Source organism: Enterobacter sp. BWH64 (assembly GCF_001037645.1).
Lineage (GTDB): Bacteria > Pseudomonadota > Gammaproteobacteria > Enterobacterales > Enterobacteriaceae > Enterobacter > Enterobacter hormaechei_C.
The window spans coordinates 4,402,351-4,427,167 of record NZ_KQ089922.1; the positions used below are offsets into that span (position 1 = coordinate 4,402,351).

Genomic DNA, 24,817 nt, shown 5'->3' on the forward strand with positions numbered 1-24,817 from the left:
TCACAGTGCTAAACTCAACAACCAACCCGCAACACCGCAACTCACTACGACCAGCCACGGCGGCAGTTTCCAGAACATCAGAGCGACCAGTGCCACAAGGGCAAGGCCGAAATCTTGCGGAGCGAGAACTGCGCTCGTCCATACTGGTTGATAGAGAGCTGCCAGCAGAAGGCCAACTACGGCTGCATTAATACCCTGCAACGCTGCTTGTGTACGGATATTGCGGCGCAGACTTTCCCAGAACGGCAATGCTCCCACAATCAGAAGGAAGGACGGTGCGAAAATTGCCAGCAGACAAACCAGACCACCCAGCCAGCCAGAAGGCACCTGGTTCATCGAAGCCCCGAGAAAGGCTGCAAAAGTGAACAACGGTCCAGGAACGGCCTGGGCAGCGCCGTAGCCAGCCAGGAATGTATCAGTGCTGACCCAGCCAGAAGGAACGACTTCAGTCTGCAGTAATGGCAGCACGACATGCCCGCCACCAAAAACCAGTGATCCGGTCCGGTAGAAAGTTTCTACCATTAACAGCGTCGGATTTGGGAATATCGCCGTCAGCAATGGTAACCCTGTCAGTAGCACAAAGAACAGCGTGAGCCAGAACAATCCGACGCGACGCCGTATTGAAACGGGCAGCGGATCATGTACCGTCGTCTGCTGAGGTTTGAACAGTAACATGCCAGTGACAGCCGCAGTGACGATTACTCCCACCTGTCCCCAGGCCGATGGCACAAGAAGCACAAAGCAGGTTGCCACTGCCATGACAGTAATACGCGGTATATCCGGGCAAAGATTTCGGGCCATGCCCCATACAGCTTGCGCGACCACCGCAACGGCTACCACTTTCAGCCCATGCAATACACCAGAGGGCATCACATCCCCGTAACTGGTCATCCCCAGCGCAAACAGGATCAGTGCAACTGCTGACGGTAGCGTGAAGCCGGCCCATGCTGCCAGCGCCCCGGTATAACCGGCCCGGGACAGCCCGAGCGCTATACCAACCTGACTGCTTGCTGGTCCCGGAAGGAACTGGCACAGAGCGACCAAATCTGCATAGCTGCGCTCGGTCAACCACTGCCGTCGCGTCACAAACTCATCGCGGAAGTAACCCAGATGGGCAATTGGGCCGCCGAAGGATGTCAGGCCAAGTCGGAAGAAAATCAGAAAGACAGCCCAGGGGCTGTGATCATTCCTGGCAGTATCGTTCATGGTCAGATCCTGATTGCTGGTTTTAGTGGCTATTATAATCGAATTTCGTTATCGAAATTCGATTATAATAGCCACTGCTCCCTGTGGATAGAATGATGTTTCATGCTTTCCAGATGTTTACTTCAAGAACAGTTTCAACTGCCTGGCCAGTTATGGGCTTTATTCACATTCAGTATTATTGCTGTCCTGCTTTTACCCGGAGTATGGTTTGCCGGGTGGTATTAAATTCTCTGGCAACCGCACTGATACTGGCCCCGGAATTAAGGCGCTCTGACACTATTTTTTTTTGCTCCTCGCTCAAGATGGGCGGACGACCGAAGCGTTTCCCGGCTGATCTTGCCCGAGAAATCCCTGAATGTGTGCGTTCAATCAGCAGATCCCTCTCAAACTCAGCCACAGCTGAAATCACCTGCATAGTCATTTTTCCGGCCGGGCTGGTTAAATCCGCACCTCCGAGAGCGAGACAATGAACACGGATATCTAAAGTAGCCAGTTGTTCAACTGTTTTTCGGATATCCATCGCATTACGGCCGAGTCGGTCAAGTTTGGTGACAATCAATACGTCACCGCTTTCCATTCGATCAAGCAACCGGATGAACCCTGGTCTTTCGCTGGCAGCAACCGAACCACTTATATGTTCCTCAATCAGCCGCTGGGGTCTGATGGCAAAACCCGCCGCTTCAATTTCATGGCGCTGATTTTCTGTATTCTGTTCCAGAGTGGAGACCCGACAGTAGGCAAAAACTCGTGACATAGGAAACTTTCCGTACGCAAAGGGTGTCCGAATTATAACGTATGTACGAAACAAATTTCGCTGACTTTCGGACATATTGTTTGCGAGGCGTACGAAACCGACCGGTTTCGGTCAGTGCGAATGATAACTTTAATGAACTATGTGCAGGGGAAGCATTTATGCCACGGAGACAAATACTCAGTAGTGAAGAAAAAGAACGCTTGTTGATTGTGCCAGATGATGACGTATTTCTGACGCGCATGTGCTTTCTGAGTGAACATGACCTCGCGCTCATTAATTAACACCGCAGGCCAGCTAACCGTCTGGGCTTTGCAGTTTTACTCTGTTATTTGCGAGGACTAGGGTTTCCTCCCGACAAAAGTATTTCACCTCACGACTGTGTTGTCTTCAGGCTGGCGGCTCATTTGAAAGTCCAGTCTGATTTGTGGGCCGAGTATGCATCAAGAGAGGTCACCCGCTGGGAACATCTGGCTGAACTCTACCGCTACCTGGAATTATCCCCTTTTAACCGGGCGCTGCAAAAAACCTGTATTCGCCACCTTTATCCCCACGCCATGCGGACAGACAGAGGTTTTTTACTTGCGGAGGAAATGCTCTCCTGGCTCCACAATAATAAGGTTATTTTCCCCTCTGTTGAAGTGATCGAACGAACCCTGGCCGAAGCAACAACACTTGCCGACAGGGCGGTTTTTTCTGCGCTTACCGCGCAGCTTGAACCAGGGCATAAAGCGGCACTGGACCGTCTGTTGGTATCTGAGGGTGAGCAACCTTCACGGCTGGCCTGGCTGCTCCAGCCTCCGGGAAAAATTAATGGTAAAAATGTCCTGCAACATATCGACCGGTTAAATGCGATTGAGTCGCTGGCACTCCCTGACGGCATTGCACTTTCCGTTCACCAGAACCGACTCCTGAAACTCGCACGCGAAGGCAGGAAAATGAGTAGCCGGGATCTGGCAAGATTCACGGATGTTCGCCGTTATGCCTCGCTGGTTTGTATCATATCGGAGGCCAGATCCACCCTGACTGACGAAGTTATTGATCTGCACGAGCGTATTCTGAGTAGTCTGTTCAGCAGGGCAAAACGTACTCAGGCCGAGCGGCTCCAGCAAACGGGAAAGCTGATTCAGAGTAAACTGAAGCAATACGTTACCGTCGGACAGGCATTACTTAACGCCAGAGAGTCCGGGGAAGATCCCTGGGCCGCAATAGAAGACGTCCTTCCCTGGCAGGAATTCATCAACAGCGTGGAAGAGACGCGGTTCCTGTCACGTAAGGACAACTTCGACCCGTTGCATCTGATCACAGAAAAATACAGTACGTTGCGTAAATACGCCCCCCGGATGCTGTCCGTGTTGCAGTTCAGGGCTGCACCCGCCGCAATGCAGCTCAGTGACGCATTGGATACCGTCAGAGATATGTATAGAAAACAACTCCGAAAAGTACCGCCTTCCGCGCCAATCGGGTTCATCCCGGAAAGCTGGAGAAAGGTTGTGATCACCCCCACCGGCATTGACCGAAAATATTACGAATTTTGCGTGCTGAATGAACTGAAGGGAGCCTTACGTTCAGGTGACACCTGGGTAAAGGGGTCACGCCGCTACAGGAATTTCGATGATTATCTGATCCCGTCAGTCGATTTTGAAAAATCACTCCGGGATAACCAGTTACCCCTTGCTGTTCCGGCCGATTGCCATGAATACATCAAGAGCCGTTTGACGCTTCTTGCATCGCGTCTGGAAGAAGTTAACGCGATGGCGCTGGCCGGTGATTTACCCGATGTTGATATATCGGATAAAGGCGTGAAAATTACCCCGCTGGATAACAGTGTCCCTTCAGCAGCATCCCCTTTTGGCGATCTGGTTTATGGCATGCTCCCTCACCCTAAAAGGGGGCCGCTTGGAAAACGGAATCTATGGTCACTCCCGTTTTTGCAACACCGATTTTGACGACAAGTTGGCTTGCTTGAATCTATCCGGCGTCTGAATGGGATTTTATTCCCGCGCCTCGATGAGTTCCGCGCCTGATGAACCTCCAGAAAATATACGGCTTCAATGAGCCTTTCCGTTTTACAGGTTCCTCAACAGGCCGGTGGGCCGTTAGTATCATCAATATCAGTATTCGCAAAACCAGATGAATGATTGTTTAAACTGGTGTATTTCTGCCTTTATGCTTCGTAAGTTTGCTGTCGCGCCGTCAGTGCCCAGGCTATTCTGGCCAGCTTGTTTGCCAGAGCACAGGTGACGACAAAGTTGCTTTTCCGACACAACAACTCCCTGACCCAGTCGGCCAACTTGCCAGACTGGTGTTCCAGTTTTTGTATGAATACCCTGGCACACTGAACCAACAAAGTTCGGATCTTTTTGTTGCCCCGCTTGCTAATCCCTAACAATGTCGTCCGACCTCCCGTGCTGTACTGTCGGGGTACCAGCCCTGTTGCCGCCGCAAAGTCACGGCTGCTGGCGTACTGCTTCCCGTCGCCAATCTCAGTTGAAATAGTACTGGCAGTCAGCGTTCCAACGCAGGGAATACTCAGCAAGCGCTGTCCAACCTCATCTTCGTCCAACTTTCGTTTCAACTGAGATTCCAGATCTTTAATCTGCTCAACAAGATAGTGATAATGCTGTTGTAATTTCAGCAGTAACTGGCTGAGATAAAGAGGCAAACTACTGTCCTCAAGAAGGGTACTCAGTCGACTAATAACGGCAGCACCTCGCGGAACGCTGATACCAAATTCCAGCAGAAAAGCATGCATCTGATTAGTTGTTTTCACCTTATCCTGAACCAGGGATTCACGGACACGATGCAGAGCTCGCATTGCCTGCTGAGATTCGGTTCTGGGCTGCACGAAACGCATAGATGGACGTGATGCTGCTTCACAGATAGCTTCAGCATCAACGAAGTCATTTTTGTTGCTTTTAACGAATGGGCGGACAAATTGCGGTGATATCAGCTTTGGAAAATGCCCTAACTCTGCCAGCTTGCGTGCCATAAAGTGAGAACCGCCACAGGCTTCCATCGCGATGGTTGTTGCCGGGCATGTCGCCAGAAATTCGATTAGCTTTGGTCGGGTGAATTTTTTACGGTAAACGGCCTTCCCACGATGATCCTGACAATGAATATGGAAAGAGTTCTTACCCAGATCGATACCAATAAGCGCAATGTTTTCCATGATGGTTCTCCGAATGAAAGCCTGTCCTCAGCATAGTACTGGGAAGGAGGGAGTGACCATCTCATTAAATATCCTACGTTAAGCCTGTTTTTTGAGCTGGCATGGCGGGCAGCTATGAGCGAAGTATAGTCATTCGCCCTATCTCTTTTGTCGCACTTTCAACAAGGGGGTCGCTTGGAAAGCGGAACGAGGTCAGTCTCCGCCCGGACTGCTCAGCTCTTTAAACAGCAAAAGAGAGGCATCTTATGAGAAGGGATTGTTCAGTATGTCAGGGCAGACTGCTTTTTCATCCGCAGGTACTGAGGGTAAATGCTCAATTCCGGTACGATTCTTACTCTATAGCCAGACAGAATTCAGCATTGTGCTGAACCCGAATCTTTTTTTACTCTGACAGGCCTGTTCATCAGAACCCTGAAAAAACAATTTTCCCGTTCACATTTTTATTTTCCATGTCCTCATGAGCCCGGCGAAGTGCTTTAGCATTCAGCCTGCCATACTCTGCCAGCAACGGAGGTTTGAGCTTACCGGAATCCAGCATGCATGAGAGTTTGTTAAGAATATCATGCTGTTTAGACATGTCCGCAGTAGCATGCATGGGGCGGGTAAACATTGCCTCCCAGTGAACAGAAACGCTCTTAAATTTGATCAAACGCAGATCCAGTGGTTCAGGGTCGTCGATGAGTCCGATACGGCCTTGTGGGGCAATAATTTCGGCCATATTTTCCCAGGCAGATGGCGTGGTGTACGTTGAGAAAATCCGGGTAATGGGAGGGAGTCCAGCAAGGCTGGCAACCTGTGGCGCAAGCGCACATGAATGATCCAGGACATAATGCGCACCAAACCCGCGAACCGCTCTGACACTCTCCTGCCGGGAGGCAGTCCCGATGATGTTCACCCGACTCAGAGTGCGGGCAAGCTGTATAGCCATACAAGGGACTCCGCCCGCACCGCCAAGCATCAACAGGGTCTGATCAGCATCTCCGTTCACTGACAACTGCAGACGATCAAATAACATTTCCCAGGCTGTCAGACCGGTCAGAGGAACCGACGCTGCAGCTTCAAAACTTAGTGCTGCCGGCTTTATCCCCGTAATGCGTTCGTCAACCAGCTGAAACTCTGCGTTGGCTCCCTGGCGATCGAGCACACCGGCATAGAAAACGTGGTCACCTGGCCTGAACAGCGTCACCTCTGGTCCGGTTGCTTCAACAACACCGGAAGCGTCGTATCCCATAACTACCGGATTGCCTGCAGAGGGACTGATGTTTCGCCGGCTTTTCAGGTCCCGTGGGTTAACCGCGACCGCCCTGACTCTGATCAAAAGATCACGCCCCTTGGGCATGGATGGGTGGGGAAGCGACAAATCTTCAATAACGGATGTACTTTCCCGGGTTGCCAGAAACCAACGGCTTTCATTCTGTCTCCTTAAAAAGGTCAGTCACCAGATAAATAAATGTAAAAGTGTGCGGAACGCGATACCCGCCAGTGCCCCCGGCAGTGCAAATCGAAAAATACGCGGAAAGCGGGCGCTGGGTAATGCTGTCAACCTGTTGATGACTATTTTAATCTGTAGTCATTCAATCCTTGTAACATCAGGATGATCCTGGTGTCAGTGAAAATACGAAATCAACACGTTGGTATCATTACCCACCTGTGAACTGACGTCGGCATTTTGAATCTCACTTCGGCGTGCCCCCTCCGAATGGCGCAAAACATTTCGTGGTATGGCATGATAGCACCCGAAGAGAGTCAATTCAGGGTGGTAAATGTGAAACCAGTAACGCTATACGATGTCGCAGAGTATGCCGGTGTCTCTTATCAGACCGTTTCCCGCGTGGTGAACCAGGCCAGCCACGTCTCTGCGAAAACGCGGGAAAAGGTGGAAGCGGCGATGGCGCAGCTGAACTACATTCCCAACCGCGTGGCACAACAACTGGCGGGGAAACAGTCGTTGCTGATTGGCGTTGCTACCTCCAGTCTGGCCCTGCACGCGCCGTCGCAAATTGTCGCGGCGATTAAATCTCGCGCCGATCAACTGGGTGCCAGCGTGGTGGTGTCGATGGTAGAACGAAGCGGCGTCGAAGCCTGTAAAGCGGCGGTGCACAATCTTCTCGCGCAACGCGTCAGTGGGCTGATCATTAACTATCCGCTGGATGACCAGGATGCCATTGCTGTGGAAGCTGCCTGCGCTAATGTTCCGGCGTTATTTCTTGATGTCTCTGACCAGACTCCCATCAACAGTATTATTTTCTCCCATGAAGACGGTACGCGACTGGGCGTGGAGCATCTGGTCGCATTGGGTCACCAGCAAATCGCGCTGTTAGCGGGCCCATTAAGTTCTGTCTCGGCGCGTCTGCGTCTGGCGGGCTGGCATAAATATCTCACTCGCAATCAAATTCATCCGATAGCGGAACGGGAAGGCAACTGGAGTGCCATGTCCGGTTTTCAACAAACCATGCAAATGCTAAATGAGGGCATCGTTCCCACTGCGATGCTGGTTGCCAACGATCAGATGGCGCTGGGCGCAATGCGCGCCATTACCGAGTCCGGGTTGCGCGTTGGTGCGGATATCTCGGTAGTGGGATACGACGATACCGAAGACAGCTCGTGTTATATCCCGCCGTTAACCACCATCAAACAGGATTTTCGCCTGCTGGGGCAAACCAGCGTGGACCGCTTGCTGAAACTCTCTCAGGGCCAGGCGGTGAAGAGCAATCAGCTGTTGCCCGTCTCACTGGTGAAAAGAAAAACCACCCTGGCGCCCAATACGCAAACCACCTCTCCCCGCACGTTGGCAGATTCCTTAATGCAGCTGGCACGACAAGTTTCCCGACTTGAAAGCGGGCAGTGAGCGCAACGCAATTAATGTGAGTCAGCTCACTCATTAGGCACCCCAGGCTTTACACTCTATGTGTCCGGCTCGTATGTTATGCGAAAATGTGAGCGGATAACAATTCACGCAGGATACAACTATGACAATGATTACGGATTCACTGGCCGTCGTATTACAACGTCGTGACTGGGAAAACCCTGGCGTTACCCAACTTAATCGCCTTGCGGCACATCCCCCTTTCGCCAGCTGGCGTAATAGCGAAGAGGCTCGCACCGATCGCCCTTCCCAAGAGTCGCGCAGCCTGAATGGTGAATGGCGCTTTGCCTGGTTTCCGGCACCAGAAGCGGTACCAGAAAGCTGGCTGGAGCGCGATCTTCCTGACGCCGATACTGTCATCGTCCCCTCAAACTGGCAGATGCACGGTTACGATGCGCCTATCTACACCAACGTGACCTATCCCATTGCGGTCAATCCGCCGTATGTTCCCACGGAGAATCCGACGGGTTGTTACTCGCTCACATTTAATGTTGATGAAAGCTGGCTACAGGAAGGCCAGACGCGAATTATTTTTGATGGTGTTAACTCGGCGTTTCATTTGTGGTGCAACGGGCGCTGGGTCGGTTACGGACAGGACAGTCGTTTGCCGTCTGAATTTGACCTGAGCGCATTTTTACACGCCGGAGAAAACCGCCTCGCGGTGATGGTGCTGCGCTGGAGTGACGGCAGTTATCTGGAAGATCAGGATATGTGGCGGATGAGCGGCATTTTCCGTGACGTCTCGTTGCTGCATAAACCGAGCACGCAAATCAGCGATTTCCATGTAGCCACTCACTTTAATGATGATTTCAGCCGCGCTGTACTGGAGGCAGACGTTCAGATGTACGGCGAGCTGCGCGATGAGCTGCGGGTGACGGTTTCTTTGTGGCAGGGTGAAACGCAGGTCGCCAGCGGCACCGCGCCTTTCGGCGGTGAAATTATCGATGAGCGTGGTGGTTATGCCGATCACGTCACCCTACGTCTGAACGTCGAAAACCCGAAACTGTGGAGCGCCGAAATCCCGAATCTCTATCGTGCGGTGGTTGAACTGCACACCGCCGACGGCACGCTGATTGAAGCAGAAGCCTGCGATGTCGGTTTCCGCGAGGTGCGGATTGAAAATGGTCTGCTGCTGCTGAACGGCAAGCCGTTGCTGATTCGCGGCGTTAACCGTCACGAGCATCATCCTCTGCATGGTCAGGTCATGGATGAGCAGACGATGGTGCAGGATATCCTGCTGATGAAGCAGAACAACTTTAACGCCGTGCGCTGTTCGCATTATCCGAACCATCCGCTGTGGTACACGCTGTGCGACCACTACGGCCTGTATGTGGTGGATGAAGCCAACATTGAAACCCACGGCATGGTGCCAATGAATCGTCTGACCGATGATCCGCGCTGGCTACCCGCGATGAGCGAACGCGTAACGCGAATGGTGCAGCGCGATCGTAATCACCCGAGTGTGATCATCTGGTCGCTGGGGAATGAATCAGGCCACGGCGCTAATCACGACGCACTCTATCGCTGGATCAAATCTGTCGATCCTTCCCGCCCGGTACAGTATGAAGGCGGCGGAGCCGACACCTTCGCAACCGATATTATTTGCCCGATGTACGCGCGCGTGGATGAAGACCAGCCCTTCCCGGCTGTGCCGAAATGGTCCATCAAAAAATGGCTTTCGTTGCCTGGAGAGACGCGCCCGCTGATCCTTTGCGAATACGCCCACGCGATGGGTAACAGTCTTGGCGGCTTCGCTAAATACTGGCAGGCGTTTCGTCAGTACCCCCGTTTACAGGGCGGCTTCGTCTGGGACTGGGTGGATCAGTCGCTGATTAAATATGATGAAAATGGCAATCCGTGGTCGACTTACGGCGGTGATTTTGGCGATACGCCGAATGATCGCCAGTTCTGCATGAACGGTCTGGTCTTTGCAGACCGCACGCCGCATCCGGCGCTGACGGAAGCAAAACACCAGCAGCAGTTTTTCCAGTTCAGTTTATCCGGGCGAACCATCGAAGTGACCAGCGAATACCTGTTCCGTCATAGCGATAACGAGCTCCTGCACTGGATGGTGGCGCTGGATGGCAAGCCGCTGGCAAGCGGTGAAGTGCCTCTGGATGTCGCTCCACAAGGTAAACAGTTGATTGAACTGCCTGAACTACCGCAGCCGGAGAGCGCCGGACAACTCTGGCTAACGGTTCACGTAGTGCAACCGAACGCGACCACATGGTCAGCAGCCGGACACATCAGCGCCTGGCAGCAGTGGCGTCTGGCGGAAAACCTCAGCGTGACACTCCCCTCCGCGCCCCACGCCATCCCGCAACTGACCACCAGCGAAACGGATTTTTGCATCGAGCTGGATAATAAGCGTTGGCAATTTAACCGCCAGTCAGGCTTTCTTTCACAGATGTGGATTGGCGATAAAAAACAACTGCTGACGCCGCTGCGCGATCAGTTCACCCGCGCACCGCTGGATAACGACATTGGCGTAAGTGAAGCGACCCGCATTGACCCTAACGCCTGGGTCGAACGCTGGAAGGCGGCGGGCCATTACCAGGCCGAAGCAGCGTTGTTGCAGTGCACGGCAGATACGCTTGCCGACGCGGTGCTGATTACCACGGTCCACGCGTGGCAGCATCAGGGGAAAACCTTATTTATCAGCCGGAAAACCTACCGGATTGATGGAAGTGGTCAAATGGCGATTACCGTTGATGTTGAAGTGGCGAGCAATACGCCACATCCGGCGCGGATTGGCCTGACCTGCCAGCTGGCGCAGGTAGCAGAGCGGGTAAACTGGCTCGGATTAGGGCCGCAAGAAAACTATCCCGACCGCCTTACTGCGGCCTGTTTTGACCGCTGGGATCTGCCATTGTCAGACATGTATACCCCGTACGTCTTCCCGAGCGAAAACGGTCTGCGCTGCGGGACGCGCGAATTGAATTATGGCCCACACCAGTGGCGCGGCGACTTCCAGTTCAACATCAGCCGCTACAGTCAACAGCAACTGATGGAAACCAGCCATCGCCATCTGCTGCACGCGGAAGAAGGCACATGGCTGAATATCGACGGTTTCCATATGGGGATTGGTGGCGACGACTCCTGGAGCCCGTCAGTGTCGGCGGAATTCCACCTTAGCGCCGGTAGCTACCATTACCAGTTGCTCTGGTGTCAAAAATAATAATAACCGGGCAGGCCATGTCTGCCCGTATTTCGCGTAAGGAAATCCATTATGTACTATTTAAAAAACACAAACTTTTGGATGTTCGGTTTATTCTTTTTCTTTTACTTTTTTATCATGGGAGCCTACTTCCCGTTTTTCCCGATTTGGCTACATGACATCAACCATATCAGCAAAAGTGATACGGGTATTATTTTTGCCGCTATTTCTCTGTTCTCGCTATTATTCCAACCGCTGTTTGGTCTGCTTTCTGACAAACTCGGGCTGCGCAAATACCTGCTGTGGATTATTACCGGCATGTTAGTGATGTTTGCGCCGTTCTTTATTTTTATCTTCGGGCCACTGTTACAATACAACATTTTAGTAGGATCGATTGTTGGTGGTATTTATCTAGGCTTTTGTTTTAACGCCGGTGCGCCAGCAGTAGAGGCATTTATCGAGAAAGTCAGCCGTCGCAGTAATTTCGAATATGGTCGCGCGCGGATGTTTGGCTGTGTTGGCTGGGCGCTGTGTGCCTCGATTGTCGGCATCATGTTCACCATCAATAATCAGTTTGTTTTCTGGCTGGGTTCTGGCTGTGCATTCATCCTCGCCGTTTTACTCTTTTTCGCCAAAACGGATGCGCCCTCTTCTGCCACGGTTGCCAATGCGGTAGGTGCCAACCATTCGGCATTTAGCCTTAAGCTGGCGCTGGAACTGTTCAGACAGCCAAAACTGTGGTTTTTGTCACTGTATGTTATTGGCGTTTCCTGCACCTACGATGTTTTTGACCAACAGTTTGCTAATTTCTTTACTTCGTTCTTTGCTACCGGTGAACAGGGTACGCGGGTATTTGGCTACGTAACGACAATGGGCGAATTACTTAACGCCTCGATTATGTTTTTTGCGCCACTGATCATTAATCGCATCGGTGGGAAAAACGCCCTGCTGCTGGCTGGCACTATTATGTCAGTACGTATTATTGGCTCATCGTTCGCTACCTCAGCACTGGAAGTGGTTATTCTGAAAACGCTGCATATGTTTGAAGTACCGTTCCTGCTGGTGGGCTGCTTTAAATATATTACCAGCCAGTTTGAAGTGCGTTTTTCAGCGACGATTTATCTGGTCTGTTTCTGCTTCTTTAAGCAACTGGCGATGATTTTTATGTCTATTCTGGCGGGCAATATGTATGAAAGCATCGGTTTCCAGGGCGCTTACCTGGTGCTGGGTCTGGTGGCGCTGGGCTTCACCTTAATTTCCGTGTTCACGCTTAGCGGCCCCGGCCCACTTTCTCTGCTGCGTCGCCAGGTGAATGAAGTCGCTTAAGAAATTAATGTCGGATACGGCGCGAGCGCCTTATCCGACCAACTTATCAGGACGGAATGTTAAAAATGAACATGTCGATGACAGAAAAAATAAAAGCAGGCAAGCTATTTACCGATATGTGCGAAGGCTTACCTGAAAAAAGACTTCGTGGGAAAACATTAATGTATGAGTTCAATCACTCGCATCCATCAGAAGTTGAAAAAAGGGTAATGACTCCAACTTATTGATAGTGTTTTATGTTCAGATAATGCCCGATGACTTTGTCATGCAGCTCCACCGATTTTGTGAGCGACAGCGACTTCCGTCCCAGCCGTGCCAGGTGCTGCCTCAGATTCAGGTTATGCCGCTCAATTCGCTGCGTATATCGCTTGCTGATTACGTGCAGCTTTCCCTTCAGGCGGGATTCATACAGCGGCCAGCCATCCGTCATCCATATCACCACGTCAAAGGGTGACAGCAGGCTCATAAGACGCCCCAGCGTCGCCATAGTGCGTTCACCGAATACGTGCGCAAACCGTCTTCCGGAGCCTGTCATACGCGTAAAACAGCCAGCGCTGGCGCGATTTAGCCCCGACGTATCCCCACTGTTCGTCCATTTCCGCGCAGACGATGACGTCACTGCCCGGCTGTATGCGCGAGGTTACCGACTGCGGCCTGAGTTTTTTAAGTGACGTAAAATCGTGTTGAGGCCAACGCCCATAATGCGGGCGGTTGCCCGGCATCCAACGCCATTCATGGCCATATCAATGATTTTCTGGTGCGTACCGGGTTGAGAAGCGGTGTAAGTGAACTGCAGTTGCCATGTTTTACGGCAGTGAGAGCAGAGATAGCGCTGATGTCCGGCGGTGCTTTTGCCGTTACGCACCACCCCGTCAGTAGCTGAACAGGAGGGACAGCTGATAGAAACAGAAGCCACTGGAGCACCTCAAAAACACCATCATACACTAAATCAGTAAGTTGGCAGCATCACCTGGCAGCTGAAAGTATGAATAATAACGCCCTGACAGGATATTTTATTGCACCCTGTCAAAAGTCATACATTCTTTCCCGGTTTTTGCTTTCTCATACCGGATAACTCTATTTAAGGCTTAAGGATAACCTTCGTCCATCCTTCATCCCGCTCATCGAAGTGCTTATATCCGGCAGGAGCCTCTTCAAGCGAAAGACGATGAGAAATTATTTTGCCCGGACTGGCTTTATCGTGATGGATGAGGCGAGACAGCTGACGGTTATAGGCCTTAACGTTCGCCTGGCCGGTACGGATTGCCTGTCCTTTAAACCAGAAACTCCCAAAATCAAATGGCATCTTACCCTCTCTGGCAAGCTCCGATTCAGCCCCCGGATCCTGAGGAATAAAGACGCCAACCACACCAATTCCCCCGGTTGCTTTCGTCGACGCAACAAGACTGTTCATGGTGACAGAGTTATCTTCATGGCCATGTTTGTTACAGCACTGATAGCCAACACATTCGCAGCCACAATCCGTACCGCGTCCATCCGTCAGGTCGAGAATTTTTTGTACAGCTTCATCGCCAGTAGCATTGATGCCCGTCGCCCCCATTTTTTCAGCCAGAGCCAACCGGTCTGTGTGCGTATCAACCACAAACACCTGTGAAGCACCTTTAATGATCGCCGAATGAGCTGCCATCAAACCGACCGGCCCCGCGCCATAAATGGCCACGCTTTCACCAGGCTTCAATCCGGCAAGTTCTGTTGCATGCCAGCCGGTAGGAAAAATGTCAGAGAGCATCACATAATCATCTTCTTTTTCTGCCGCATCAGGGGGAAGAACAAGGCAGTTAAAGTCGGCAAATGGCACCCGAAGCAGTTCCGCCTGCCCCCCCTCCCAGGGACCCATTTCAGCAAAACCATAAGCTGCGCCTGCCGAACCCGGATTGGTAGTGAGACAAAAGCCGGTCAGACCTTTTTCACAGTTTTCGCAAAAACCACATCCCACGTTAAACGGCAGACAAACATAGTCGCCCACCTTAATACGTTCAACGCCTGAGCCAATTTCGACCACTTCACCCAGGTTTTCGTGACCCAGAATCCGTCCCTGTTCAAAGCTGGTCCGGCCCTCATACATGTGCAAGTCCGACCCACAAATGTTGGTGGTGGTGATGCGGACGAGTACATCCGTGGGGCGGACAATTTTCGCATCCGGTACGTCTTTTACTTTTACATCATAAGGACCGTTGTAAATTACTGCTTTCATGATCTTCTCCTTCTTGCGTGCGGAAAGGAAATGCTGCCCGGCGGATTGGGGTATCAATCGAGTTTAGCTGCCATAACAGATCTCGCGATCGGCGAAAGGACGATTAGGATGTTTCTTAACTAAGTGCATTGAAGTCTGTAAGACAGGTACTTACCGATGAAGGCTGCCTGGAAAACGTAAAAACATCACACGTTAATCCGGTTTTTTTAAGCAGGCAGGGGATTACGGACAGCTTTGAGCGAGAAGCGGATAAAGTAAATCTATCTCATTTCTGCATTGTGCCAGAAGTAGACATAGGTGAATTAGGTAACCCTAGAGATGCACTTTGAATCAATGATATGAAATGCTGAAAAGGTTATTAACTAATTCAAAATTTGAATAATCAGTTATCTCTTCCATGCTTAATACGTAACCTTAGCTAAGGAGAAATTATGTTAGACGAATACAAAAAATGCATCGAAGCCTGTTATCTATGTGCAACGGCATGTGATAACTGTGCGGCTTCGTGTCTCGACGAAGAGAATCTGGAGATGATGCGCGAGTGCATAAAACTGGATATGCAGTGTGCAAATATCTGCCGTCTTGCAGCTCAATTCATGACACTAAATAGCGGGTCTGCCCAGGATCTTTGCCGTCTTTGCGCTGATGTTTGTCAGAAGTGCGGTGACGAGTGTGGAAAGCATGAACATGACCATTGTCAGGATTGCTCAAGCGCTTGTCATCACTGCGCCGAACAATGCAGAAAGATGGCCGCCTGAGAAAAACTCAAATTACCAAACCCGCTTCGGCGGGGTTTTATATTCCCGGTAATAAGTCGTAGAAGGATGAGATAGATGAGTTTAAGAGTACGGGCGGGAAATAGATCTACTCGAAAGTACTAGCCTCAATGACAAATTCTGGCACAGATTATTTGATTGGCTCAATGTCCGTTTTCGCTGACAGCGGACTGCACCCCGCCGGGGTGACCGCTTCGTGCCAGAATTGGACGTTTCCAAAATCTGCATGCACTAATCGGTGGAGAGCAGATCTCACTGCATAGCCATGCAGACGCGCAGAAATCATCAGGGGCGTTTTTCAGGGGTTGGGGCAGGAAAGGTGCCGGAAACAGGCGGGAGGCCGCAGAAACGTGCTGAGGGCGCCTGCGGCGGCGCGCCCAAGGGTTGTTATGTTTAATATGGCAGAACTTTCCTGTCGCTATCATTTTGACGTCCGCTATTCGCTCATAGATATGCCTGTCGCGTTTGCGGCTTTACTTGTTATACCCAACCTGCCTGATTTTTATCGCCAGCATCCCGGAATTGAAATTATCCTGAGCAGCTCAGACCGCCGACGGAATATGCTGCATGATGGCCTGGACTGCATACTGAGGGTAGGGGAGCTGGACGATGGCGACTATATCGCAAAGAAGGTGGGAACCGTTAAAATGACGACCTGCGCCAGTCCTGCGTATCTTGATCAACACGGCACCCCGGAAACAATGGACGAGTTGCAGCAGCATCAGGCCGTCAACTGGATTAACAGCAGCAACAGACAAGTTATGCCCTGGACATTCGGGACGTCAGAGGGCTCCACCGAAATTGAACTTCCAGGCAGGCTTGTCGTGGATAACTCAGAAGCCTACATTGCAGCAGGCCTGGCGGGGCTGGGAATACTACAGGGCATGAATATTTTTTTGCAGCCTTATCTCGATCGCGGGCTGTTGGTAGAGGTTCTGCCAGATAATCCGTCCCCGAATCGCAAACTGTAACTTCTGTATCCGCACCGCCATCTCTCCCGAAAAGTACGGGCGTTTACCGACTGGCTGGAAAGTTTATTGTAAACGCCTGGGGGCCTGCAGCCTGCTGGTACGTGCGCTGCCTTTTATCGGCCCGCCAGCTTCTGTATGGCTTCACGGACAGGAGCATCGCCAGACGTCAGCTCAATGATGACGCGGCTGACGGCAGGTTGCTCAATGAGTTCAGCCAGCGTAGCCGCCACGTCATCACGGGGCACGTTACCATACGGGATGGCCAGGCCGGCACGTACATAACCCGTACCAGTCTTATCCTGCAGCGCGCCGGGGCGCAGGATCACCCAGTCAAGCTCGCTTTGTGCTAGTTCCACATCGGCCATTTTTTTAACACGCATATAATTTTCGAATGATTCAGAAGTGGTTTCTCCCCGTGCGGACTCCGGGAATGCAGAAACGAGCAGAAAGCGAGACACACCGGCACTGAGGGCGGCAGCTACCGACTTTTTCAGCCCTTCGCCGTCGACCGCATTGGTCATCTCCTGCCCCCCCTTACCGCCGGCACCGGCAGTAAACACCACTGTATCACTACCTGCAAAGTGCATCGCCAGCGCAGCTGCATCCAGCTCTGTCAGGCTCCCACTGACGGGCTCAGCACCCAGCTCGCCTAGCAATGCCTGCTGCTCTGGCTTACGGTAGAGGGCACGAACAGCATGCCCCCTTCCTGAAAGGATCCTGCACAGACGCTGGCCGATTTTGCCTGCACCACCGATAATGAAAACATGAACCACAGTTGTCTCCTTCTGGGGTTATGATGTGTCCGAAATTATAACCTGACATCAGGTCAGTTCCTTTGAGCCTGACCGATTGCACTGCATGCTGCTGCCAGCACCAGACAGCTGGTCAGATACTCAGTTGTTCTTATAGCTGAGAACAACAGCCGTACCGATTTAGCTCTCCCGTCACGATGAGAACTCCTGAACCGGTTACACGCAATGCCGGCCAATATCTTCCGTTATATTCGAAAGATCCACGCAAGTTACTGAAGTGCGAGGGACGCAATGTGTACCTTGAACGAACTGAAGTCAGCGGAACCCTGAAGGTTCGATTCCATAGCGTTCAGAAAACTGCCTGCTGAAGCTCGATACTGAATTGTAACCCACCCGCCCCGCGACCGTTTTTACCGGCAGCGTCGATGTCATCAGCAGGCGGAGAGCCTCCGCGATACGTGCATCGGCGATAACTGAGCGTAAGCTGGTTGACTCACTGGCCAGGTGGCGCCGAAGCGTGGGGCCACTGAGTCCCGTCAGATCTTCAATTTCAGCAGCACTCCAGGGATGAGCCGGTTTGTCCGCTACCATCTGACGGATTTTCATGGCCAGACTTGGCTGCCGGGCTCGCAGCAAAGCATGGTATCCCATGCCATAAAGCCAGAGCACCACTTCAACCATGGCGTGCAGGGAAAGCGGACGCTTCCCTTCCCGCATTGCGGCTGTCCAGCGGTTAAGGGGTGAAAGAAGAGCTGATACGGAAATGGCTGCGATGCTGCCGGTGTCCTGTGGTGGTGGTGCGGCAAGTAACAGCCTGGCTGCTTCAAGCTGTTCCTCCGCGAGCACCACGCTCAGGGCGACAAACTCACCACTTTGTTCTGAAGGGGCATATTCTATATCGATGCTACGGGCATTCGGGACGACCATAATCTCGCCCGGGATCACCCGGTGCCATTTCTCATTTTCACGATACCGGAATTCTCCTTCCAGCGGGAAGGAAAGGGTCGCACCTTCCACCTCGAACTTCTTTACCTGATGCGTCTGTTCTGCGCGAAGGCAATCGCAGGGAAGTGGAAAACGGGAGCGTGCCAGGGTAAGAAGCTCAGCGAGGAGATCATCAACGGGAGAATCGGAAAAGCTGACTGTTTGCATATTCATCCGGAATTTGACTTTGACCGCTATTATACGTCGCCATATACAAAAGCATACAGCGACGCGTGCGGTTGTCTATTCCCGGATGACAAAAATCAGGCCGATTATAGTTACTGCCATACCCACAAGCATAGGCAATGTAATGGCCTCTCCAAACAGCAACCACGCTTCAGCTGCCGTGAGAATGGGAACCAGGTAAAAGTAAGTAGCGACTTTGGTTGCTTCACCGCTTCGTATCATAAAAATCAGCAACATAATCGCCAGAACCGATACGCCAATAACCAGCCAGCCCAGACCCAGCGCAAATGATAAGCTCCACTGCGTCGGAGCAGATTCGAACATCAGGCTAATTGCACCCATCGATATTGTCAAAGTGACGTACTGTAAAAACGTGTTCGCAAAGATATGTCCATCTCCCTGAGCACGGCGCTGATAAAGCGCTCCGATCGTTACGCCAAATAACCCCAGCATGACCGACCCAAAAGCCACAGGATCCAGTGCAAAACTATGCTGCCCTGGCGATAGCACCAAGAAAACGCCCGCAAAGCCAATCGCAATACCCAGCCATTTCCGGGGATGCAGGGACTGACGGTGCATGAGTGAAACCAGTATTGCAGTCAGTACCGGCTGCAGGCCGGTGATGAGCGCCGCAATGCCTGACGGCATGCCACGATGGATGGCATAAAAGCATCCGCCCAGAAAGAAGCTCTGCAGGAAAAGTCCGACAATCAGGTTGCGAACCATTCCTCTGCCGGACGGAAAACGGGCCCTGAACCCCAGTGTAAGCAGCAGAAGGACCAGACAGGAAAATGCGCCACGCAGGAATAAAAGATGAAACGGCGCGCTGTACTGCACGGTAAATTTGGCTGCGACAAACCCTGACTCCAGAGGAATACAAAAAGCCAGGGCGCAAGAGTAATGAGCCATTTTTTTTGTGAGGCAGTGATATTCATAGTATTGCAGGTGGGTTCTTGTCGGGCGATATGAAAGGGGATCTCTTCCCGGTCACTATTGTGTGCACCGGGAAGGAAGGTGATCAGACTGCGGGTGACCACAGGTCGTAATTCAGTGCGAAGCTGTTACCTTCACGGATAACCTTACCGGTAGTAGGCAGGTTGAAGTGCATACCACTGACAGCCAGGTTATCGCTCGCTGCGCGGTCAAGCACTTTGCTACGGATGGCCGCCGCCGCCGCAGGATCGCTGTCGAACGCGATAGTAACGTCAGGCTGAGCAACCTGAATGTGTGGGAAGTGAACAATATCACCCCAGATGAGCAGCGACTCTTTTTCATCACCCAGCAGATAACCGGTATGTCCTGGCGTATGGCCGAACAGCGGTACAGTCTGAATACCTGGTAAAATCGCTTCCTCGCGGAATGGCACCAGTTTGTCGTCATAAGCGCTGAAGGCGTTCCTTGCTACTTCAAAGAACGGCTTGAATGCGTCAGGCGCGCCAGCGGAAATGGTTTCATCACGCCAGAAAGCGAGTTCTTTCTCATGCACAAACAACTGCTGAACATTGCGGAAAACGGGAGTCTGCAGGGGGCCTGCAAGCCCGCCGATATGGTCAGGATGCGCGTGAGTCAGGAGAAGGGTATCAATCTGAAGCGGGTCAATGCCTGCCGCGGCCAGGGCTACCTGAAGCCGACCGCCCCAGCCATTAATACCTCCGGCACCACTGTCAATCAGGATGGTTCGCTCAGGCGTCTGGATAACGTAGACGTTGATATTAATACGGGGTACTGCTGGCACACCGCGCTTCTGCAGTAAATCCTCGGCACGTGAGCCGTCAATACCAGACAGCAGCTCAAAAGATACGTCCAGATAGCCATCACTCAGCATGGTCACAGTCATGTCACCTACTTTTTTGCGATTGATAGCCGGGGCCTGCCAGTTCAGTTGTGAAGTCATATTGGTCTCCGTTACGATTAGAGGTCATCAGGTTTTACTTTAGCAATAGTAACGAAATTTCTGGTTCGAACTGCTCATCCTGCTACGTAAACCGCTCATTCTTAAAATCCGGAGCACAGCAGGTTATATTGCTTTTGCCTTTCTCATGTAAGGTGTCGGTATTATCTTTACCGGAGCCTGTAATGGACATTATTGGAATTATCATGTCGGCGGGAAAAGCCTCTGACCAGTCCTCAAGCACCCGACAATAGTGTCCCGCCTCAATCCCCGCCAGGGCAGAAGACTCCGGCAGGTAGGCCAGGCCGTAGCCATCTTTTACTGCATGAAGCATTGGATAAATGCTTGAAAAAGTAAGCTGCCCGTCCACTTTTTTCACAATATTCTCCCCCTGCCTGACAAATTCCCAGCCATACAGCGGGCCTGTGGGTGACAGACGTATATTGATGCAGTCATGTTTTTCCAGCTGAGAGGGATGTAGCGGCAGACCTCTTTCTGCAAGATAGGTGGACGATCCAATGACGACAAACCGTATGTCCGGTGCGATTCGGACGGCCACCATATCCTTTAATATGTCATCACCAATTCGGACTCCGGCATCAAAATTGCCCTCAACAATGTCGACAAAACCGTTCTGCTGCGACATTTCCACCTTGATATCCGAATATTTTTTTTAGTAACGGTGACAATCGTGGCCAGAGACATTCATGAATCATGTGATCTGATACCGTAAGTCTGACCAGCCCAGCCGGTGTATGGCGCAGTCTCTGAAGAGCTGTCACGCCCGCTTCAATGCGCGCAAGACCGGGTTCAAGCGTCAGTAATAATTGTTTACCGGCTTCGGTGACAGCCACCCGCCTGGTTGTACGCATAAGTAACGGCATGCCAACGCGCTCCTCGAGACGACGTATCGTGTGTGAAAGCGTGGATGCCGAAATCCCGAGGCGGACAGCAGCCCGTGAAAAACTGCACTCCTGTGCTACTGCCATGAATGCAACATAGTCATTAAAATCGTGACGCATACCGTTCCCGTTCAGGATCTCCGATAACATTATCAGAACCATTTAGGTTCATGATGCCGATTCTGTGAGCCATCAGGCAACCCCCCGTTCCGCTCATCCGATCATAATTTTTATAAATCTAGATATTGATAAATCTCAATATGTGGAATAAAGTGTCGTGGTTCTGCGGCTACATCGGCCGAACGACGACATGCCAGGTCGTAAATGCTGAGACATGGCGTTTCAGTGATATTGAAAATTCGCTATATCAGGATATGTAATGAAGACGAAAAACCTGTTCTCTCCCACCAGACTAGGTCCCTACACCCTGAAGAATCGTGTTGTACTTCCGCCTTTAACCCGCTCACGGAGCTCACAACCGGGTGATATTCCGAACGAACTGATGGCTGAATATTACGCACAGCGCAGCAGTGCCGGGTTTATGGTGACCGAAGGAACACAAATCGAACCTCGTGGGCAGGGTTATGCGTGGACCCCGGGGATCTACAGCTCACGGCAAGTGGAAGGCTGGAAGAAAGTGACGCGGGCAGTGCATGAAAAAGAAGGCATCATTTTTGCCCAGCTCTGGCATGTCGGAAGAGTATCCCATAACTCCCTGCAGCCAGGTAACGCCTCGCCTGTCGCTCCGTCGGCGATACCGGCAGGGGAAAACGTTAAGGTATTCATCGAAACCGGGCCGGGAGAGGGGGCGCTGGCTACCGCTTCCTGCCCCCGCGCACTGGAAAAAGAGGAAATTAGTGAGATTGTCAGGATGTACGCCGGGGCAGCTCAGAACGCCCTTGATGCCGGTTTTGACGGTGTGGAAATTCACTGTGCAAATGGATACCTGGTTAACCAGTTCATGTCATCCCATAGCAACAAAAGAGAGGATGAATATGGTGGCTCATTACATAACCGGCTGCGGTTTCTGCGCGAAGTGACGCAGGCTGTCGCTGATGTGGTCGGTAAAGACCGTGTGGGAGTCCGTTTTGCTCCGCTCTTTCAGACCACGGATGAAGTAAGGGTCTATCTTGGCCTGGTGGAAGATGATCCCCATGAAACCTATACCGAAGCCGTTAAAATTCTTGAAGAAATCGGAATAGCCTATATTTCTCTTGCTGAAGCCGACTGGGATGATGCTCCCGAATTGCCTGAAGCATTCAGAGCTGAAGTCCGTAAATTATTCAGCGGTGTAATTATGTATGCCGGGCGATATACGCAAGAAAAAGCCGAACGGATTATCGGTGCTGGCTGGGGAGACATTATCGGATTTGGCCGCCCGTTCATAGCTAATCCGGATTTACCGCAGCGCCTTTATCATGAATGGCCACTGAATCCGGTCGATCCAACAACCATGTATGGTGGAACGGCAAAAGGCTACACAGATTATCCCGCCTTTGGCTAACCATTCTTATGAGCATCAGCTTTTCAAAAGCTGATGCTTAACGTAGAGAAGTATCGTAACATTGCAATTCCTCAATGCGACAAGTGACAGAGTTTATGCCTGATATTGATTTGAATGACGTGATTAAGGCGCTGGGAAACCCTGTTAGAAGAAAAATTCTGTATATGCTCAAGGAACCGAAAATACACTTCCATCAGCCTTATGCTGATGCGGACGAGTTCGGTGTGTGTGTCAGTATCATTCAGGAAAAGGTCGGGCTCTCACAGTCTACCGTTTCTCTTTACCTCTCAGCTCTTCAACGGGCACAACTTGTTACTTCTCAGCGCATCGGTCCCTGGACGTACTACAAACGTGACAATGATAAAATAAGGGTTGTTCTTGAGTTGCTGAAAAATACAATCTGATACAGGACTGAGCACATTCAGTGTAACAGTACCGGGGGTTCGTACTTGCGATCCCGGCAGGCATTCCATGAAAGCGCACTAATTCCTCAATATCAGGCTGCAGACCGGTCATAAGAGGCTAATAGTTTTGCAAAATATCCACCAGTTTGGGTCAAATCACTCTGTCGGTTGGTGTGCATACTCGGTGAAAGGACCTGCAGATATTTAAGATGGCGGATAGCTTGTTACAGTGCCGCTGATGACATTCCGACCCTGTTGCCGTCCGGGTAAGATAATACCTCTGACAGCGGTCATAAAAGCCCAACATAATTGTCTTTCGAGCCATATATTAATCGCTCATCGCGCTCTCTTTTTCGAAGAGGTGTCACTTAATCATGATCGGTCAGTACAAAAAGACAGTGCTTTTCCAAATCCCGGACGGTTGTATGCGAAAACGGTGAAGCTCAACAAATGGTGTCATCGCTGTGCAATGCTCTGCGGGCTCATTGTTTCAGTTAACTGTTTGGTTACAGCTTCAATGAAGTATTTCAGTTAATTCACAGCGAGGGTTTGAGGAAACCACGCTGTGATTACCCAACGCTCATCCGGAGCATCCGGATTGAACTGTCGCTGGAGCTTGTTGGGCGACACGATACTGGCCTCGCCTTTACATGCCCTCGGGCTCCGGTATCCGACCTGAGCCTTTATCCCGACACGTTTCATCAGTCGCCAGACTCTGTTCACTCCGCACTGTTGCCCGCTGTCCCGCAGATCCAGATGGATTTTGCGATAACCATAGACGCATCCCGATTCCAGCCAGAACTGTTTAATCTGTCCTGTCAGTCTCAGGTCTGCCTGATGGCGTTGTGAATGCGGCTGCTGAAGCCAGGCGTAAAAACCACTGGGATGTTCATCCAGCACCCGACAGAGCAGGCGAACAGGCCAGCAACAGGTGTTGTCACGAATAAAGGCGTACCTCAGTCGGACAGCTTTGCGAAGTACGCCGCGGCTTTTTTTAATATGTCCCGTTCGTCGGTAACCCGCTTCAGCTCTTTCTGAAGACGGCGGATCTCGGCCTGAGCATCTGACTGTTCTTTATTAGTGGAAGAATCCGGACCGTAGTTCTTTATCCAGGCGTAAAGGCTGTGGGTGGTGATATCGAGACGCGTTGCAACGCTGGCAACAGAATAACCGCGATCAACAACCTGTTTGACTGCTTCAATTTTAAACTCTTCGGGATAACGCTTACCGCTCATGGGCACCTCTCTTTAAGCCATCTTAAATGACTCTGAGGTGTCTGTTAAACCCGTGGCGATTCACCTCGCGTCCTTCCGTTCAGTATAGCCTCAGTCCCTGACACCACCCGAGAACGGAATGACGTCCCCTTTCTCCCTCCCGGTGTTGCGTTCAAGCTCCCTGACATACTGCTGTAAAAGTATAAGGTTATGTAACAGCTCTACATTTTCAGCCATCATCTTTTTGATTTCTTCCCTCAGCTCATTTCTCTGACGGCGATACTTTTCTTTCAGCTTGATCTGCTGCTCAATGCCCTGCTCATCAACCGGCGCGGTGCCCTGGCACGTTTTTTTCAGACTGCGGATAGCCTCCCTGACCTGCCTGTACTCAGGACAGTTATAATTCAGGGTGCCGTTTGCCAGCCCCGCTCGTTTTTCCACAGCATACTGGCTGATACGCTCCCCTGATAACATCAGTTCCCTCAGGGCCTGCTCTGCTCTTGCCTGTGTTTTTTTAACCCCCGACTGTTCGTTCGTCAT

The 24,817-nt window shown here is 51.5% G+C and carries 18 protein-coding genes and 6 pseudogenes; 9 read left to right on the forward strand and 15 right to left on the reverse strand.

Going from position 1 to position 24,817, the window contains the following annotated elements; genetic code table 11:
* Both chrA and SK50_RS20970 read right to left on the reverse strand, forming a co-directional pair.
* The gene (gene chrA / locus SK50_RS20965; protein WP_004206572.1) at positions 1 to 1,206 is read right to left on the reverse strand and encodes a chromate efflux transporter; all 1,206 of its coding nucleotides are present in this window, start codon (positions 1,204 to 1,206) and stop codon (positions 1 to 3) included.
* A 175-nt stretch (positions 1,207 to 1,381) separates the two neighbouring features.
* The gene (locus SK50_RS20970) at positions 1,382 to 1,960 is read right to left on the reverse strand and encodes a recombinase family protein (protein WP_016151342.1); all 579 of its coding nucleotides are present in this window, start codon (positions 1,958 to 1,960) and stop codon (positions 1,382 to 1,384) included.
* A gap of 158 nt (positions 1,961 to 2,118) precedes the next feature.
* Here SK50_RS20970 and SK50_RS20975 point away from each other — a divergent pair.
* Positions 2,119 to 3,846 (forward strand): annotated as a pseudogene (locus SK50_RS20975) (Tn3 family transposase); the annotation flags it as partial.
* A gap of 278 nt (positions 3,847 to 4,124) precedes the next feature.
* On the opposite strand, the gene SK50_RS20980 reads toward SK50_RS20975, so the two are convergent.
* Entirely contained in the window at positions 4,125 to 5,129 is a 1,005-nt protein-coding gene (locus SK50_RS20980) for an IS110-like element IS5075 family transposase (protein ID WP_000427614.1), read from the reverse strand.
* Positions 5,130 to 5,532: 403 nt separating this feature from the next.
* Positions 5,533 to 6,542, reverse strand: a pseudogene (locus SK50_RS20985) (zinc-binding alcohol dehydrogenase family protein).
* 352 nt (positions 6,543 to 6,894) lie between these two features.
* Between SK50_RS20985 and lacI the strand changes: the two are divergent.
* From lacI to SK50_RS21005, 4 genes and pseudogenes are all read left to right on the forward strand, one after another.
* Positions 6,895 to 7,977: a DNA-binding transcriptional repressor LacI gene (lacI, locus tag SK50_RS20990; RefSeq protein ID WP_048229901.1), complete on the forward strand. Its 1,083-nt coding sequence runs from the start codon at positions 6,895 to 6,897 to the stop codon at positions 7,975 to 7,977.
* Positions 7,978 to 8,098: 121 nt separating this feature from the next.
* Positions 8,099 to 11,173 carry a beta-galactosidase gene (gene lacZ, locus SK50_RS20995; RefSeq protein ID WP_048229904.1) on the forward strand — a complete coding sequence of 1,025 codons (3,075 nt, stop codon included), beginning with the start codon at positions 8,099 to 8,101 and terminating at the stop codon, positions 11,171 to 11,173.
* Between the two features lie 51 nt (positions 11,174 to 11,224).
* Positions 11,225 to 12,478: a lactose permease gene (gene lacY, locus SK50_RS21000; RefSeq protein ID WP_003846917.1), complete on the forward strand. Its 1,254-nt coding sequence runs from the start codon at positions 11,225 to 11,227 to the stop codon at positions 12,476 to 12,478.
* Positions 12,479 to 12,543: 65 nt separating this feature from the next.
* Positions 12,544 to 12,684 (forward strand): annotated as a pseudogene (locus SK50_RS21005) (maltose acetyltransferase domain-containing protein); the annotation flags it as partial.
* Positions 12,685 to 12,698: 14 nt separating this feature from the next.
* Here the strand turns inward: SK50_RS21005 and SK50_RS24295 are convergent.
* The 3 genes and pseudogenes from SK50_RS24295 to SK50_RS21015 all read right to left on the reverse strand — a co-directional run bounded on the left by SK50_RS24295 (position 12,699) and on the right by SK50_RS21015 (position 14,693).
* Positions 12,699 to 13,200 (reverse strand): annotated as a pseudogene (locus tag SK50_RS24295) (IS1 family transposase).
* A complete protein-coding gene (locus SK50_RS24235; protein WP_000179213.1) occupies positions 13,119 to 13,394 on the reverse strand; it encodes an IS1-like element transposase in 276 nt (91 codons plus the stop codon). Before SK50_RS24235 ends, SK50_RS24295 begins: the two are co-directional and overlap by 82 nt.
* Positions 13,395 to 13,559: 165 nt before the next feature.
* Positions 13,560 to 14,693: a glutathione-independent formaldehyde dehydrogenase gene (locus tag SK50_RS21015; protein WP_017384068.1), complete on the reverse strand. Its 1,134-nt coding sequence runs from the start codon at positions 14,691 to 14,693 to the stop codon at positions 13,560 to 13,562.
* A gap of 431 nt (positions 14,694 to 15,124) precedes the next feature.
* On the opposite strand from SK50_RS21015, the gene SK50_RS23505 reads away from it, so the two are divergent.
* The gene (locus SK50_RS23505; RefSeq protein ID WP_022649401.1) at positions 15,125 to 15,451 is read left to right on the forward strand and encodes a four-helix bundle copper-binding protein; all 327 of its coding nucleotides are present in this window, start codon (positions 15,125 to 15,127) and stop codon (positions 15,449 to 15,451) included.
* A 464-nt stretch (positions 15,452 to 15,915) separates the two neighbouring features.
* Positions 15,916 to 16,512: pseudogene (locus tag SK50_RS21020) on the forward strand (LysR substrate-binding domain-containing protein); the annotation flags it as partial.
* 41 nt (positions 16,513 to 16,553) lie between these two features.
* Here SK50_RS21020 and SK50_RS21025 read toward each other — a convergent pair.
* From SK50_RS21025 to SK50_RS24300, 6 genes are all read right to left on the reverse strand, one after another.
* The gene (locus SK50_RS21025) at positions 16,554 to 17,213 is read right to left on the reverse strand and encodes an SDR family oxidoreductase (protein ID WP_007897903.1); all 660 of its coding nucleotides are present in this window, start codon (positions 17,211 to 17,213) and stop codon (positions 16,554 to 16,556) included.
* Between the two features lie 294 nt (positions 17,214 to 17,507).
* The gene (locus SK50_RS21030; protein WP_017384067.1) at positions 17,508 to 18,344 is read right to left on the reverse strand and encodes a helix-turn-helix transcriptional regulator; all 837 of its coding nucleotides are present in this window, start codon (positions 18,342 to 18,344) and stop codon (positions 17,508 to 17,510) included.
* Between the two features lie 75 nt (positions 18,345 to 18,419).
* A complete protein-coding gene (locus SK50_RS21035) occupies positions 18,420 to 19,271 on the reverse strand; it encodes a DMT family transporter (protein ID WP_007897905.1) in 852 nt (283 codons plus the stop codon).
* Between the two features lie 109 nt (positions 19,272 to 19,380).
* Positions 19,381 to 20,256 carry an MBL fold metallo-hydrolase gene (locus tag SK50_RS21040; RefSeq protein WP_017384065.1) on the reverse strand — a complete coding sequence of 292 codons (876 nt, stop codon included), beginning with the start codon at positions 20,254 to 20,256 and terminating at the stop codon, positions 19,381 to 19,383.
* Between the two features lie 82 nt (positions 20,257 to 20,338).
* The gene (locus tag SK50_RS22895; protein ID WP_255212330.1) at positions 20,339 to 20,911 is read right to left on the reverse strand and encodes a LysR substrate-binding domain-containing protein; all 573 of its coding nucleotides are present in this window, start codon (positions 20,909 to 20,911) and stop codon (positions 20,339 to 20,341) included.
* Positions 20,865 to 21,317, reverse strand: a complete 453-nt coding sequence (locus SK50_RS24300; protein ID WP_071524141.1) for a LysR family transcriptional regulator — start codon at positions 21,315 to 21,317, stop codon at positions 20,865 to 20,867. Before SK50_RS24300 ends, SK50_RS22895 begins: the two co-directional genes overlap by 47 nt.
* A 217-nt stretch (positions 21,318 to 21,534) precedes the next feature.
* On the opposite strand from SK50_RS24300, the gene SK50_RS21050 reads away from it, so the two are divergent.
* Together SK50_RS21050 and SK50_RS21055 are read left to right on the forward strand one after the other, a co-directional pair.
* On the forward strand, positions 21,535 to 22,659 hold the full coding sequence (locus SK50_RS21050) for an alkene reductase (RefSeq protein WP_017384063.1): 1,125 nt from the start codon (positions 21,535 to 21,537) through the stop codon (positions 22,657 to 22,659).
* A 95-nt stretch (positions 22,660 to 22,754) separates the two neighbouring features.
* On the forward strand, positions 22,755 to 23,063 hold the full coding sequence (locus SK50_RS21055; protein ID WP_032622084.1) for an ArsR/SmtB family transcription factor: 309 nt from the start codon (positions 22,755 to 22,757) through the stop codon (positions 23,061 to 23,063).
* A 546-nt stretch (positions 23,064 to 23,609) separates the two neighbouring features.
* Here the strand turns inward: SK50_RS21055 and SK50_RS23745 are convergent.
* Positions 23,610 to 24,298: pseudogene (locus SK50_RS23745) on the reverse strand (IS3 family transposase); the annotation flags it as partial.
* A gap of 90 nt (positions 24,299 to 24,388) precedes the next feature.
* Positions 24,389 to 24,817 carry a hypothetical protein gene (locus SK50_RS21070; protein WP_017384060.1) on the reverse strand — a complete coding sequence of 143 codons (429 nt, stop codon included), beginning with the start codon at positions 24,815 to 24,817 and terminating at the stop codon, positions 24,389 to 24,391.

What these genes read in the sequence shown, in the direction of transcription:
- chrA (WP_004206572.1), bottom strand. Translation starts at nt 1,206, where the DNA reads ATGAACGATACTGCCAGGAATGATCACAGCCCCTGGGCTGTCTTTCTG.
- SK50_RS20970 (WP_016151342.1), bottom strand. Translation starts at nt 1,960, where the DNA reads ATGTCACGAGTTTTTGCCTACTGTCGGGTCTCCACTCTGGAACAGAAT.
- SK50_RS20980 (WP_000427614.1), bottom strand. Translation starts at nt 5,129, where the DNA reads ATGGAAAACATTGCGCTTATTGGTATCGATCTGGGTAAGAACTCTTTC.
- lacZ (WP_048229904.1), top strand. Translation starts at nt 8,099, where the DNA reads ATGACAATGATTACGGATTCACTGGCCGTCGTATTACAACGTCGTGAC.
- lacY (WP_003846917.1), top strand. Translation starts at nt 11,225, where the DNA reads ATGTACTATTTAAAAAACACAAACTTTTGGATGTTCGGTTTATTCTTT.
- SK50_RS21015 (WP_017384068.1), bottom strand. Translation starts at nt 14,693, where the DNA reads ATGAAAGCAGTAATTTACAACGGTCCTTATGATGTAAAAGTAAAAGAC.
- SK50_RS23505 (WP_022649401.1), top strand. Translation starts at nt 15,125, where the DNA reads ATGTTAGACGAATACAAAAAATGCATCGAAGCCTGTTATCTATGTGCA.
- SK50_RS21030 (WP_017384067.1), bottom strand. Translation starts at nt 18,344, where the DNA reads ATGCAAACAGTCAGCTTTTCCGATTCTCCCGTTGATGATCTCCTCGCT.
- SK50_RS21035 (WP_007897905.1), bottom strand. Translation starts at nt 19,271, where the DNA reads ATGGCTCATTACTCTTGCGCCCTGGCTTTTTGTATTCCTCTGGAGTCA.
- SK50_RS21040 (WP_017384065.1), bottom strand. Translation starts at nt 20,256, where the DNA reads ATGACTTCACAACTGAACTGGCAGGCCCCGGCTATCAATCGCAAAAAA.
- SK50_RS24300 (WP_071524141.1), bottom strand. Translation starts at nt 21,317, where the DNA reads ATGGTTCTGATAATGTTATCGGAGATCCTGAACGGGAACGGTATGCGT.
- SK50_RS21050 (WP_017384063.1), top strand. Translation starts at nt 21,535, where the DNA reads ATGAAGACGAAAAACCTGTTCTCTCCCACCAGACTAGGTCCCTACACC.
- SK50_RS21055 (WP_032622084.1), top strand. Translation starts at nt 22,755, where the DNA reads ATGCCTGATATTGATTTGAATGACGTGATTAAGGCGCTGGGAAACCCT.
- SK50_RS21070 (WP_017384060.1), bottom strand. Translation starts at nt 24,817, where the DNA reads ATGACGAACGAACAGTCGGGGGTTAAAAAAACACAGGCAAGAGCAGAG.